The 12,580-nt window shown below is 69.3% G+C and carries 11 protein-coding genes; 5 read left to right on the top strand and 6 right to left on the bottom strand.

Translation table 11 applies throughout. The features are described from left to right. Positions 1-111: 111 nt before the first annotated feature. Positions 112-1,614: an IMP dehydrogenase gene (gene guaB, locus HRF36_RS09050; protein ID WP_173209038.1), complete on the bottom strand. Its 1,503-nt coding sequence runs from the start codon at positions 1,612-1,614 to the stop codon at positions 112-114. A 358-nt stretch (positions 1,615-1,972) separates the two neighbouring features. Between guaB and HRF36_RS09045 the strand changes: the two genes are divergently transcribed. The 4 genes from HRF36_RS09045 (at position 1,973) to HRF36_RS09030 (ending at position 6,289) form a co-directional block, all read left to right on the top strand. Then, positions 1,973-3,331: a branched-chain amino acid ABC transporter permease gene (locus HRF36_RS09045; protein WP_371740095.1), complete on the top strand. Its 1,359-nt coding sequence runs from the start codon at positions 1,973-1,975 to the stop codon at positions 3,329-3,331. A 12-nt stretch (positions 3,332-3,343) separates the two neighbouring features. Further along, the gene (locus HRF36_RS09040; RefSeq protein ID WP_173209036.1) at positions 3,344-4,327 is read left to right on the top strand and encodes a branched-chain amino acid ABC transporter permease; all 984 of its coding nucleotides are present in this window, start codon (positions 3,344-3,346) and stop codon (positions 4,325-4,327) included. Between the two features lie 79 nt (positions 4,328-4,406). Further along, a complete protein-coding gene (locus tag HRF36_RS09035; protein ID WP_371740138.1) occupies positions 4,407-5,486 on the top strand; it encodes an ABC transporter ATP-binding protein in 1,080 nt (359 codons plus the stop codon). 80 nt (positions 5,487-5,566) lie between these two features. Beyond that, the gene (locus tag HRF36_RS09030) at positions 5,567-6,289 is read left to right on the top strand and encodes an ABC transporter ATP-binding protein (RefSeq protein ID WP_173209999.1); all 723 of its coding nucleotides are present in this window, start codon (positions 5,567-5,569) and stop codon (positions 6,287-6,289) included. 221 nt (positions 6,290-6,510) lie between these two features. On the opposite strand, the gene HRF36_RS09025 is transcribed toward HRF36_RS09030, so the two are convergent. From HRF36_RS09025 to groES, 3 genes are all read right to left on the bottom strand, one after another. Beyond that, complete coding sequence (locus HRF36_RS09025) at positions 6,511-7,833, bottom strand: ABC transporter substrate-binding protein (protein ID WP_173209033.1); 1,323 nt, start codon at positions 7,831-7,833, stop codon at positions 6,511-6,513. A gap of 162 nt (positions 7,834-7,995) precedes the next feature. Then, positions 7,996-8,976, bottom strand: a complete 981-nt coding sequence (rarD, locus tag HRF36_RS09020) for an EamA family transporter RarD (protein WP_173209031.1) — start codon at positions 8,974-8,976, stop codon at positions 7,996-7,998. Between the two features lie 197 nt (positions 8,977-9,173). Continuing rightward, positions 9,174-9,470, bottom strand: coding sequence for a co-chaperone GroES (gene groES, locus HRF36_RS09015; RefSeq protein ID WP_123519617.1), 297 nt, complete (start codon positions 9,468-9,470; stop codon positions 9,174-9,176). A gap of 144 nt (positions 9,471-9,614) precedes the next feature. Between groES and HRF36_RS09010 the strand changes: the two genes are divergently transcribed. After that, positions 9,615-10,808 carry a class I SAM-dependent methyltransferase gene (locus HRF36_RS09010; protein WP_173209029.1) on the top strand — a complete coding sequence of 398 codons (1,194 nt, stop codon included), beginning with the start codon at positions 9,615-9,617 and terminating at the stop codon, positions 10,806-10,808. A gap of 120 nt (positions 10,809-10,928) precedes the next feature. Here HRF36_RS09010 and HRF36_RS09005 read toward each other — a convergent pair whose 3' ends face one another. After that, complete coding sequence (locus tag HRF36_RS09005) at positions 10,929-11,897, bottom strand: DUF4190 domain-containing protein (RefSeq protein ID WP_217271098.1); 969 nt, start codon at positions 11,895-11,897, stop codon at positions 10,929-10,931. Between the two features lie 176 nt (positions 11,898-12,073). Beyond that, positions 12,074-12,475 carry a DUF4190 domain-containing protein gene (locus tag HRF36_RS09000; protein WP_173209027.1) on the bottom strand — a complete coding sequence of 134 codons (402 nt, stop codon included), beginning with the start codon at positions 12,473-12,475 and terminating at the stop codon, positions 12,074-12,076. Positions 12,476-12,580: the final 105 nt, after the last annotated feature.

The raw sequence follows: 12,580 nt of genomic DNA, 5'->3' as shown, positions 1-12,580 counted from the left end.
GTCCGGTGGCCCGTTCGACGACGTCCGACGAGAACGGGCGAGTTCGTCGTGACCGGTCGCCCAGGGACGACCGTGTGCGACGAACTCGCCCGCTTCTGGGACGGCTGTGGTCTACCGGCGGTAGTTGGGTGCCTCGACGACCATCTGCAGGTCGTGCGGGTGGCTCTCTTTCAGCCCGGCCGCCGTGATGCGGACGAACTTGCCCTTGGCCTTGAGCTCGGAGACGGTGCGTCCGCCGACGTAGAACATCGACTGACGCAGGCCACCGCTGAGCTGGTACACGACGTTGTTGAGCGCGCCGCGGTAGGGGACCTGACCCTCGACACCCTCGGGGATGAGCTTGTCGTCGCTCGGCACGTCGGCCTGGAAGTAGCGGTCCTTCGAGTACGACGTGTTCTTGCCGCGCGTCTGCATCGCACCGAGCGAGCCCATGCCGCGGTAGTTCTTGAACTGCTTGCCGCCCACGAAGACCAGGTCACCCGGGCTCTCGTCACAGCCGGCGAGCAGCGAGCCCAGCATGACCGTGTCGGCACCGGCCACCAGGGCCTTGGCGATGTCGCCCGAGTACTGCAGGCCCCCGTCGGCGATGACCGGCACGCCGGCCTCGCGCGCGGCGAGCGACGCCTCGTAGACCGCCGTGACCTGGGGCACCCCGACGCCCGCGACGACGCGGGTGGTGCAGATCGACCCCGGACCCACGCCGACCTTGATGGCGTCGGCACCGGCGTCGACGAGCGCCTGCGCACCGCTGCGGGTGGCGACGTTGCCGCCGATCACGTCGACGTGCGCGAAGCTCGCGTCGGCCTTGATGCGGCGGATCATGTCGAGCTCACCCGAGCTCTCGCCGTTGGCGGTGTCGACGACCAGGACGTCGACGCCGGCGTCACGCAGGGCGCAGGCGCGCTCCCACGCGTCGCCGAAGAAGCCGATCGCGGCACCGACGCGCAGGCGGCCCTCGTCGTCCTTCGTGGCGTCGGGGTACTTCTCGCTCTTGTCGAAGTCCTTGACGGTGATGAGGCCGCGCAGGTGGCCGGCCTCGTCGACCAGGGGCAGCTTCTCGATCTTGTGCTGCGCGAAGATCGCGATCGCGGAGTCCGGGTCGACGCCCTCGGGGGCGGTGATCAGCGGCGCCTTGGTCATGACGTCGCGGACGAACGTCGTCGACATCTCGAAGGGCGAGACGAAGCGCATGTCGCGGTTGGTGATGATGCCGACGAGCGTGCCGTCCTCCTCGACGACAGGCAGGCCGGAGACGCGGAACTGCCCGCACAACGCGTCGACCTCGGCCACCGTGGCGTCGGGCGTCGTCGTGACGGGGTTGGTGATCATGCCCGACTCGCTGCGCTTGACCTTGTCGACGTGCGCGGCCTGGTCGGCGATCGAGAGGTTGCGGTGGATGATGCCGATGCCGCCCTGGCGCGCCATGGCGATGGCCATGCGCGACTCGGTGACGGTGTCCATCGCCGCCGAGAGCAGCGGCACCGCGACCCGGATGCGCTTGGTGAGCTGCGACGAGGTGTCGGTCTCGCTGGGGATGACGTCCGTGCGGCCCGGAAGCAGCATGACGTCGTCGTAGGTGAGTCCGATGAATCCGAACGGGTCCGGCTGGTCCATGAGTCCCCTTCGAAGGAGCGAGATGAGGGTGGGTGGGTTGGCACCGGTTCGCCGTCGAGTCCGGTAGTCGATATTAACCCAGCCCGCGCCTCCTGCATTCCTGTCGTCGGCGGGCCGCCGGCCGACGAGGAGGCGCAGCGCCGCCCCCGAGGACGCAATGAATCGGCACCGTTACCGATCCGACACACGGAAGATTCGTGATTCTCGCTCGACATGGGGGATTCTGTACCGACTCCACTCCGTCTTGCACTTGAAACATGCTCGACACACAGCGGAGTTACTGTCAGCGACGACGACGCCCCGGGAGCAGAACGAGACCGCCCGAATCTCGACGGGGCGCTTCCCACCAGGAGGTTTTGTGAGACTCTCGACGACCATCGCGTCGCGGCCCCGGCTGCGGCAGTCCCTGATCGTGACGGCCTCCGCCGTACTGCTCGGACTCCTGGCGACCTTCATGGCGACCGCGTTCGTCCCGACGTCCGCCCACGCCGCTGCCGCGGCCTGCACGACCGACACGGCGACCGGGTGCATCCAGGGCACCATCAACGACAGTGATCGCGAGCCCGCCTCGGGCGTCGACGTGACGGCGACGAACGCCGCCGGCGACGAGCAGACCGCGACCACCGACGACACCGGCCGCTGGAGCATCGCGGTGACCGAGGCCGGCAGCTACACCGTCACGGTCGACCAGGACACGCTTCCCGACGGCCAGTTCCTGGTGAACGCCGACAACGCCGAGCGCACCGTCAACGTGAACCTCGGGGCCACGGCGAGCGCCCTCTTCGCCCTGACCGCAGAAGAAGGTGCCACGAGCGGCGAGGCCGCCGCCACGAGCTTCAACTGGGACCGCTTCGCCCAGCAGTTCGCCTCGGGCATCAGGCTCGGCCTGCTGCTCGCCCTCGCGGCCATCGGCCTCTCGCTGATCTACGGCACGACGGGCCTCAGCAGCTTCTCGCACGGTGAGCAGGTGACCCTCGGCGGTCTGCTGGCGTACTCGTTCACCTCGATCGGGGTGCCCCTGATCCTGGCCGCGGTGCTGAGCACGGTGATCTGCGCGGCGACCGGATACCTCCAGGACCTCGCGATCTGGAAACCCCTGCGGAAACGCCGGCTCAGCCTGACGCAGCTGATGATCGTGACCATCGGCCTCTCGATCGCCCTGCAGTACGCGTTCCAGTACTTCTACGGCGCGGGCACCGTCCGCATCGACCGGGCCAACCCGACGACCGTGGACTTCCTGGGCGTCACGCTGACGGTGCAGTCCTACGTCGCCATGGCGATCTCGGTGGTCGTGCTCGTCGGCACCGGGCTCTTCCTGCTCAAGACCCGCACCGGTCGCGCCACGCGAGCCGTGTCGGACAACCCGGCCCTGGCCGCCGCCTCGGGCATCGACGTCGACCGCATCATCCGCCTGGTCTGGACGCTGGCCGCCGGACTCGCGGGGCTCTCGGGCGTCATGCTCGGCCTCGTGCTGAACGGCGTCAACTGGATGACCGGCCTGCAGATCCTGCTGCTGATCTTCGCCGCCGTCACCCTGGGAGGCCTGGGCACGGCCTTCGGCGCCCTGGTCGGTTCGCTGATCATCGGAATCATCGTCGAGCTGACCAACATCTGGCTGCCCGGCGACTTCAAGTACGCGACGGCCCTGCTGATCCTGATCCTGATCCTCGTGTTCAGACCACAGGGCATCTTCGGGCGAAAAGAACGAGTGGGCTAAGGGGACACGACCATGTACTTCATCGAACTCCTCCGGGCGCTGAGCGCCGAGGCCCTCGCGCCCACGACGGCCGCCTTCGCCATCGCGGCGATCGGCCTGAACATCCACTTCGGCTTCACCGGACTGATCAACATGGGCCAGGCGGCGTTCCTGCTGCTGGGCGCCTACGGTTTCGCCATCTCGATCAGCAACGGCCTGCCGCTCGGGCTGGCGGTCATCATCGCCCTGGTCTGCTCGCTCGTCTTCGCGTTGATCCTCGGTGTGCCGACCCTGAAGCTGCGGGGCGATTACCTCGCCATCGTCACCATCTGTTCTGCCGAGATCATCCGGTACGTCGGTCGCTCGAGCGTCCTGACCTCGACGACCGGTGGATCGAACGGCATCCCCGGCGCCTCGTATCGCGAGGCCTTCACGGCTCTCTCGCCGCTTCCCGACGGCCAGACCACGATCCTCTGGTTCAGCTACGAGAACAACGGCGTCAACGGCTGGTGGATCCGCATCGTCGGCTGGAGCATCGTCGCCCTGCTCTGCCTGCTGGTGTTCCTGCTCAGCCGCAGCCCGTGGGGCCGCGTGCTCAAGGGCATCCGCGAGGACGAGGACGCCGTGCGCAGCCTCGGCAAGAACGTCTACTCGTACAAGATGCAGGCACTCGTGCTCGGTGCCCTGATGGGATCGCTCGCGGGCATCATCTACGTGTTGCCGAGTTCGGTGCAGCCGGACAGCATGGGCCGCTCCATGACGTTCTTCATCTGGACCGCGCTGTTGCTGGGAGGCGCGGCGACGGTCTTCGGGCCCGTCCTCGGCGCGATCCTGTTCTTCGTGACCCGCCTGCTGGTGCGCACCCTCGCCGGCGACTTCATCCCGTCGAGCATCATGAACGGGCAGCAGGCCGAACAGTTCTCGTACGTCCTCGTCGGCATCGCCCTGATGCTGCTGATCATCTTCAGGCCACAGGGCATCCTCGGAAAGAAGAAGGAGTTGGCGTTCAGTGTCTGACACCTCGAGCACCACCACGCCCCTCACGGCGAGCGGCAGCACCCGGCCGCGTCGCGAAGGGTACGACTACGACCGCACCGTGCTGCGCTCCAAGCTCGCCACGGTCGAGAAGACCCCTGGCTCGGCCAAGCCCGACCCGATCCTGACGGTCGACAACGTCGTGCGACGCTTCGGCGGCATGACCGCCGTCGACGTCGGACACGTCGAGGTGCAGCGCGGCGCCATCACGGCCCTCATCGGCCCGAACGGCGCCGGCAAGACGACGTTCTTCAACCTGCTCACCGGGTTCGACAAGGCCTCGTCGGCCCCCACCGCGTTCAAGCGCAGCGGTGCCGGCGTCGCGAAGTGGGTCTTCGAGGGCAAGGCCATGGGCAACGTAGGCGCCGCCAAGGTCGCCCGCTCGGGAATGGTGCGGACGTTCCAGCTGACCAAGGCCCTCTCGCGGCTGACCGTCATGCAGAACATGCTGCTCGGTGCCAAGGACCAGCCCGGCGAGAACTTCTTCGTCGCGATCGTCGCGCCGCTCTGGCGGAAGCGCGAACGCGAGATCGAACTCAAGGCAGAGGACCTGCTCGCCCGGTTCAAGCTGCTCGAGAAGAAGGACGACTTCGCCGGCAGCCTGTCGGGCGGCCAGCGCAAGCTGCTCGAGATGGCCCGCGCCCTGATGAGCGACCCGGCCATGATCATGCTCGACGAGCCGATGGCCGGCGTGAACCCCGCGCTGACGCAATCGCTGCTCGGGCACATCCAGAGCCTGCGCGACGACGGCACCACGGTGCTCTTCGTCGAGCACGACATGCACATGGTCCGCCACATCTCGGACTGGGTGATCGTCATGGCCGAGGGGCGCATCGTCGCCGAGGGCCCGGCCGACACGGTCATGGACGACCAGGCGGTCATCGACGCCTACCTCGGCGCGCACCACGACACCGACCTGGGCGACGACTCGCTGCTCGACGACGCCGCGCTCGAGCAACTCGAAGAAGAGGTGATCCGCGAGGACGCGGCCCGCGCGGCCGAGACGACCAGCGCCTCCTCGTCCACGGGCGGGGTCGCGGGACGCGATCTTCCCGGCCACCCCGACCCCTCGACCCCGCAGGCCACGAACGCGGCCGACGACCAGCTGTCCGACGGGCAGCAGAGCGGAGACAAGCGATGAGCACCGCACAGGACGGAGCGGGCGCCACCACCGCGCCCAAGCACCCGGGCACCGAGAAGTTCGCCGGCGTCGAGCCGGTGATGAACGCGACGGACCTCGTCGCGGGCTACCTGCCGGGCGTGAACATCCTCAACGGGTGCGACCTCGTCTGCTATCCCGGCGAACTGATCGGCATCATCGGCCCGAACGGCGCCGGCAAGTCGACGCTGCTCAAGGCCCTCTTCGGCCAGGTCAAGATCCACTCGGGCTCGGTCACCCTCGGTGGCACCGACATCACGAACCTCAAGGCCAACAAGTTGGTCGAGGCGGGTGTCGGCTTCGTGCCGCAGACGAACAACGTGTTCCCCTCGCTCACCATCGAGGAGAACCTGCAGATGGGCATGTTCCTGCGGCCCAAGAAGTTCACCGAGCGCCTCGAGGTCATCTACGACCTCTTCCCGGTGCTCGCCGAGCGTCGCGGCCAGCGGGCCGGATCGCTCTCGGGCGGCGAACGTCAGTCGGTCGCCATGGCCCGGGCCCTGATGATGGACCCCAAAGTGCTGCTGCTCGACGAGCCGTCCGCCGGCCTGTCGCCGGTGCGCCAGGACGAGACGTTCATCCGCACGCGCCGGATCAACAAGGCCGGCGTCTCGGTCATCATGGTCGAGCAGAACGCCCGCCGTTGCCTGCAGATCTGCGACCGCGGCTACGTCCTCGACCAGGGCCGCAACGCCTACTCGGGCACCGGTCGTGAGCTCGCCGACGACCCCAAGGTCATCGAGCTGTACCTCGGCACCCTGGCGAAGGACGTCGAAGGCGCCTGACGCCCTCCCTGAGGTCCTGTCCTGAGGCCCCGATCACGCGTTGGCGTGGTCGGGGCCTCGTGCGTGCGCCCCGCAGGCTCGGGGACGAGGAGGCGCGGTGTGCCGGAGGACGCGGACGTCGCGACCTTCCTGGCGGCCCGGCACCGCGCCTCCCCGGCACGCCAAAGGGCCCGGCACGATGACTCGTGCCGGGCCCCGGTGGTGCGTGGTGCGTGGTGCTGTTATTCGACCTGACCTTCGATGCCGGTCTGGTAGACGGGCTTGTTGTCGGCGTCGAACGTGTAGACACCGATCGAGGCGGACGACGGGTCGTTGTTGTCGTTGAACGGTCCGATGCCCGAGGGGCCGGTGTAGTGGATGTCGTCACCGGCGTCGAGCGCGGTCTTGCAGTCCGCGAACGTGGTGCACGAGGTGCCCCCGTTGGCGCCGGAGACCGCGGCCATGTTGGCCTGGATCGTCCCGGCGTCGGTGCCGCCACCGGCCTGCGCCGCGAGGGCGGTCAGGATGACGGCGTCGTACGACTCGGCAGCGTACGAGTAGTCGGCCAGCGTCTGGCCCTCGCTCTGCTGGTACCCCGCGGCGAGCTTCGCCTTGAAGTCGGCGCTGGCGTCGGCACCGGGGATCGTGCCCTTGGCACCCTCGAGGGTGCCCGGGTCGAAGTCGGCGCTGTAGTCGGCCGTGTTGCCGTCGGACATGTAGACCTTGCTCATGTCCCAGCCCTGGCTCTTCAGCTCGGGCACGATCGACTTGGTCTCGTCGAAGGCGAGGATCACGATCGCGTCGGGCTCGGCGGCGATGGCAGCCGAGACCTCGGACGAGAAGGTGGTCTGACCGGGGGGGAACTCTTCGCCCTTGCCCGAACCGCCGTAGACGACCGTTCCGCCCGAGCTCTCGATCGACTCCTGCGTCGAGTCGCGGAGGCCCGTGCCGTAGGTGTCGTTGAAGACGAGGAACGCGACGTTGGCGTTGCCGTCGGCGGTGATCTGCTGACCGAGCGCCGAGCCCTGGACCGAGTCCGGCGGAGCCGTCCGGTAGTAGTACGACGAGTATCCGCTGAGCGAGCTCGCCGTGTTGGCGGGCGAGATCTCGATGATGCAGTTGCTGGTGAGCTGGTCGACCACGTTGAGCGTGACGCTCGACGACTCGGCCCCGAGCACGACGGGCACCTCGGCGTCGATCAGCTGAGTCGCGGCGTTGCTCGACACGGTCATGTCGTTGCTGTCGCCCGAGTCGGTGCTGGTCGAGATCTCGGCGGGCTGGTCGAGCACTCCGCCGGCGGCGTTGATGTCGCTGATGGCCTGGTTCGCCCCGGCGATGGCGGGCGGGCCGAGGTAGGCCAGGGTTCCGGTCAACGGCAGCATCGTGCCGATCGCGAACGGATCGGTGCTGGGCGTCCCGACCTCGCACTTCGCGGCGGGATCGGCCTTGGCCGACGACGACGACGAGGCGTCGTCGGAGGGAGATGCCGTCGAACAGGCAGCGAGCAGCACGGAGGCTGCGCCGGCGAGAGCCAGTGCTCGGAGGGCGGTGCTGGATCGGATCATCCGTGGAACCCTTTCGTGGACAGCGGCAGTGCAGCCCGACCGGTGGCGGTCGAACCTGCCGCGATTGGTCCGAAACTAGGGGTCGAATGTTTCTGGCGTGTGTTCTCGACGTCAAAGTGACGTTTCGTTAGCCATTCGTGACTTTGCGAGAGATGGTCGGTTCTAGGTCGTCGGCGCCACGGCGAGCGGTCGTCGCGACCGACGCCCCACGCGGACCATGTCGACCGTGAGCACGACGGACGCGACCCAGACGACGGCGAAGCCGACCCAGCGTGCGACCGACATGTGCTCGCCGAGCACGACGACCCCGACCACGAATTGCAGCACCGGGGCGAGGTACTGCGTCAGCCCCACGGTGGTCAGGGGCAGGCGCCGCGTCGCCGAAGCGAACAGCAACAGGGGCACGGCGGTGATCACGCCGGTGCCGATCGTGGCGACGGTGTGCCCGACGCTCACGCTGCCGAGCACGACGCCGCCCCCGAGGCCCGTCACATGCAGGACGATCAAGGTCGCGGCAGCGAACGGCGCGATCCACAATGTCTCGAGCGTGAGCCCGCCGACCGCGTCGACCCGGCCGCCGACCTGCTTCTTGACCAGACCGTAGAGCCCGAACGAGAAAGCGAGCACGAGCGAGATGACGGGCGGCCTGCCCGACCCGATGGCGATCACGAGGACGGCGACGGCGCTCAGCCCGACGGCCACCCACTGGGTCGTGCGGAGGCGTTCTCTCAGCACCACCACGCCGAGCAGGACCGTCACGATCGGGTTGATGAAGTAGCCGAGGGCCGCCTCGACCACGTGCCCGCTGAGGGTCGCCGAGATGAAGACCGTCCAGTTGACGACGATGAACGCCCCGGCCAGCCCCATGGTGCCCACCACGCGCGGCTGCCGCAGCAGGGCCAGGAACGAACGCAGAGCCCCGGTCACGACGAGCAGCACCGCACAGAACACGAGCGAGAACAGCACCCGCCAGGCGACGATCTCGAACGGGCCGGCAGGTGCCAGGAGCAAGAAGTAGACCGGCAGGACGCCCCAGAGCCCGTACGCCCCCAGGGCGTAGGCCAGGCCGGCCCCGCCGGCCCCGGCGACGCCGAGCCCCGAGGTCGGCGTGGTCGGGGACGAGGAGGCGCGGGTCGAGGTCACCAGGCGACTCTAGGTGGCTGCGCACCCGGCGGGAACGGCCACTCCTGCCACCGTGGATCGATCGACGGACGATCACGCCCGGGGACAAGCGGACGACCGCTCGGCGAGCCGGTGACACGACGAAGGCCCCTGCCGGAGCAGGGGCCTTCGGGATCGCGACCGAGGTCGCGGGGCACGGTCTCAGCCGTGCCAAGGCGCTAGCGGACGATGACCGCCAGGACGTCGCGAGCCGAGAGCACGAGCAGGTCTTCTCCGCCGTACTTCACCTCGGTTCCGCCGTACTTGCTGTAGATGACCTTGTCGCCGACGGCGACGTCGAGCGGCACGCGGTTGCCGTTGTCGTCGATGCGGCCCGGTCCGACCGCCACCACTTCACCCTCTTGGGGCTTCTCTTTGGCGGTGTCGGGGATCACGAGGCCCGAAGCAGTGGTCTGCTCGGCTTCGACCTGACGAATGACGATGCGATCTTCGAGCGGCTTGATGCTGACCGACACGGGTGACCTCTTCTTTCTCGGTGCTACGAAAACATGGGGGCTGGCACTTGCCGGGGGCGAGTGCCAGAACAACTGTAGGACGAGACTGGCACTCGGTCAATCCGAGTGCCAACTCCCCGGCCCGCGTGCGTCACACTGGACGACATGGATTCCTCCGAGCTGCTCGAAGTCCTCTCCCCCGAGGGGCTGCGGCTGCTCGATTCGCTGCCGACGGGCGGCGGCATCGCCGACGACGTCGTCGGCACCGTGGCCGCGCTGCGGAAGCAGGGCCACTCCCCCGCCCTCGTGTCGGCGGTGCTCACGCAGGCCCGACTCCGTGGCCGGGCCGCGACCAAGTTCGGCGAGTTCGCCAGCCGCATGCTGTTCACCGAGGCGGGCCTCGAACAGGCCACGCGCCTCCCGGTCGCCGCACGCCACGCCGGTCGCTACGCCGCCGCCGGCCTCGGCAGCGTGGCCGACCTCGGTTGCGGAATCGGTGGTGACGCCCTGGCCTTCGCCGCCCTCGACCTCGACGTTCTCGCCGTCGACCGAGACGAGGTCACCGCGGCCGTGGCCTCGTACAACCTCGCGCCGTGGCCGTCGTCACGAGTCGAGCAGGGCGACGCCGAGACGACCGACCTCGGGGGCGTCGAGGGGGTCTTCCTCGACCCTGCCCGCCGGACGTCCGGCCACAACGCCACGAAGCGACTCGCCGACCCGGCCGACTGGTCGCCCGGCCTCGACGTCGCGTTCGGTTTCGCCGAGCGTCTGCCCACCGGCGTCAAGCTCGGTCCGGGCGTCGACCGCGAGCTGCTGCCGACCGACGCCGAGTGCCAGTGGATCTCGGTCGACCGCGACGTGGTCGAGGTCGGCGTGTGGTTCGGTCCCCTCGCACGGCCGGGGGTGGGCCGGTCGGCGCTGGTGGTCAGCGCATCCGGGGCGGCCGAGCTGACGGCCGCGGCCGACTCCGACGACGTCGACACGGGCGACCTCGGCGAATACCTCTACGAGCCCGACGGTGCCGTGATCCGGGCCCGCCTCATCGGCGACCTCGCACGCTCGATCGGCGCCCGCATGATCAGCCGAGACATCGCCTGGCTGACGACGGAGGCGCGGGTCGACACCCCCTTCGCCCAGGGTTTCCGCGTGCTCGAGACCTTCCCGCTCGACGAGCGGACGCTGAAGCGCGAGCTGCGAGCGCGCGGCATCGGGCGCCTCGAGATCAAGAAGCGCGGGGTCGACGTCGACCCCGCGACGTTCCGCAAACGGCTCTCGTTGCAGGGGACCGGGTCGGCGACCCTCGTGCTGACCCGGGTCGCCGGTCGGCACACGGCACTTCTCTGCGAGCGGCTGGTCTGAGCCTTCCGGGCCCCGGCTCGACACCCCTGCCGTGACGGACGAGTGGGCGGAAAGCGTCATCCGCCTGCGCGGGAACGACGACTTCCGCCCACTCGATGCGTCACCGAGGCGAGGCGCGGGTCAGTACCCGCCGTAGTAGTCCGAACTCGACGAGAAACCGGCGATGAAGAGGCCGAAGGCCACCCAGCCGATCACGATCAGCACGATGCCGGCGTAACCGACGATCAGTCCCGCGAGCCAGAAGCCACGAGCAGGACGCTCGCGTGACATGCCGAGGTGACCGAGCACGACACCGGCGATCGAGGCCACGATCGACAGCCCGAACGTCACCGGCGCGAGCACGAGCCCGGCGATCGAGCCGATCATCGACAGCAGGCTGAGGATTCGCGGCGGCTGCGCGGCCCCGGCCGACGCGTAGGGCGGGTAGGGCGAGCCGTAGGGCTGCTGGCCGTAGCCCGACTGCTGACCGGCCGGATGCTGGCCGTAGCCCGTCTGCTGGCCGGTCGGAGGCTGACCGTAGGGCTGCTGACCGGTCGGCTGCTGACCGGTCGGCTGCTGGCCGTAGCCTGCCTGCTGGCCGTAGGGCTGCTGGCCATAGCCCGTCTGCTGACCGTAGGACTGCTGACCGTAGGACTGCTGGCCGGTCGGCTGCTGGCCGTAGCCTGCCTGCTGGCCGTTGCCCTGCTGGGGCCCCTGCGGCTGCTGCCCGTACCCGGGCTGCTGCCCGTACCCGTGAGGCTGCCCGTAGCCCGCCGGAGGCTGGGCACCCGGCTGACCGTAGGGCGGCCGAGGCGGCTGGGGCGCACCGGGCGGGACCTGCCCCGGGCGGGACTGCGGCGCCGGCGACCCCTGGGGAGCGCCGTACGGTGCCGACCCCGTCGGAGGGGCCCCGGCCCCGGCGTAGGGCGAGGACGCGGGCGCCTGGGACGCAGCCCCCGGGAAGGCCGTGGGGGGCAGCGGCGGCGAAGCGGAGGGCGCCCCCTCGACCGGACGTGTCGGAGGCGCAGTGGGCGCGTCGGGCGGGGTCGGTGCCGAGGGCGGGGTCGGTGCCGAGGACGGCTTGTCGGAGGTGGTGTCGTCGGTGGCCATCAGCTGCCTTTCGCGAGCGGTGCGTGAGTCGTGCCGTCGACCCGACCGGCCACGGAGGTGGCGGTCGCGTCTCGGGACACGAAAGGGCCCGCACCGTCCGGTGCGGACCCCGTCATGCTAGCGAGGGTCGCGATGAGCGGCCCCTGGGAGGCGCTGCTCGCCGACGCGAGGACGACCTACGAGCTGTAGCTGCCGTCGTAGAGGTCGGGGTTGCTCGCGATGGCACCGAAGATGACCACGGCGGCGATGACGGCGATGACCGAGAGGACGAAGACGACGTAGCCGAGGATGAGCCCGGTCAGCGCCATCCCGCGGCCTTCCTCGCCACGCTTCTTGATCTGGCTGAGGGCGATGTGTCCCGTGATGATGGCGGCGATGCTCGAGATCGAGGTCACGAACCCCGCGATGCCGAGGATCATCGACACCAGGGCGAGCGTGTTGCGCTGGCCGGGAGCACCGTTCTGACCCTGGTAGGCGGGCTGACCACCGTACTGCTGCCCCTGATAGGCCGGCTGCTGGCCCGGGTGCGAGTTCTGCGACGAGGGCTGGCCGTAGGGCGTGGGGTTCTGGTCGGTCATCGGGGACGTCCTTCTGCTGAGGTTCGGCCGGTGACGGCCACGGTCGGTCGAGCGCTCATGTTATCGGCGACGGTGTGCCGTTGACCGGGTGACGCGTCGCCCGAC

It is taken from the genome of Frigoribacterium sp. VKM Ac-2836 (assembly GCF_013248995.1).
Taxonomy (GTDB): Bacteria; Actinomycetota; Actinomycetes; order Actinomycetales; family Microbacteriaceae; genus Frigoribacterium.
Note: the sequence above shows the minus strand (reverse complement) of the source record. Positions and strands in the feature narration are given on the sequence as shown.

Excerpts from the sequence above, each read along its gene's own strand:
- guaB (WP_173209038.1), bottom strand. The coding sequence starts at position 1,614 with ATGGACCAGCCGGACCCGTTCGGATTCATCGGACTCACCTACGACGAC.
- HRF36_RS09040 (WP_173209036.1), top strand. The coding sequence starts at position 3,344 with ATGTACTTCATCGAACTCCTCCGGGCGCTGAGCGCCGAGGCCCTCGCG.
- HRF36_RS09030 (WP_173209999.1), top strand. The coding sequence starts at position 5,567 with ATGAACGCGACGGACCTCGTCGCGGGCTACCTGCCGGGCGTGAACATC.
- HRF36_RS09025 (WP_173209033.1), bottom strand. The coding sequence starts at position 7,833 with ATGATCCGATCCAGCACCGCCCTCCGAGCACTGGCTCTCGCCGGCGCA.
- HRF36_RS09010 (WP_173209029.1), top strand. The coding sequence starts at position 9,615 with ATGGATTCCTCCGAGCTGCTCGAAGTCCTCTCCCCCGAGGGGCTGCGG.
- HRF36_RS09005 (WP_217271098.1), bottom strand. The coding sequence starts at position 11,897 with ATGGCCACCGACGACACCACCTCCGACAAGCCGTCCTCGGCACCGACC.
- HRF36_RS09000 (WP_173209027.1), bottom strand. The coding sequence starts at position 12,475 with ATGACCGACCAGAACCCCACGCCCTACGGCCAGCCCTCGTCGCAGAAC.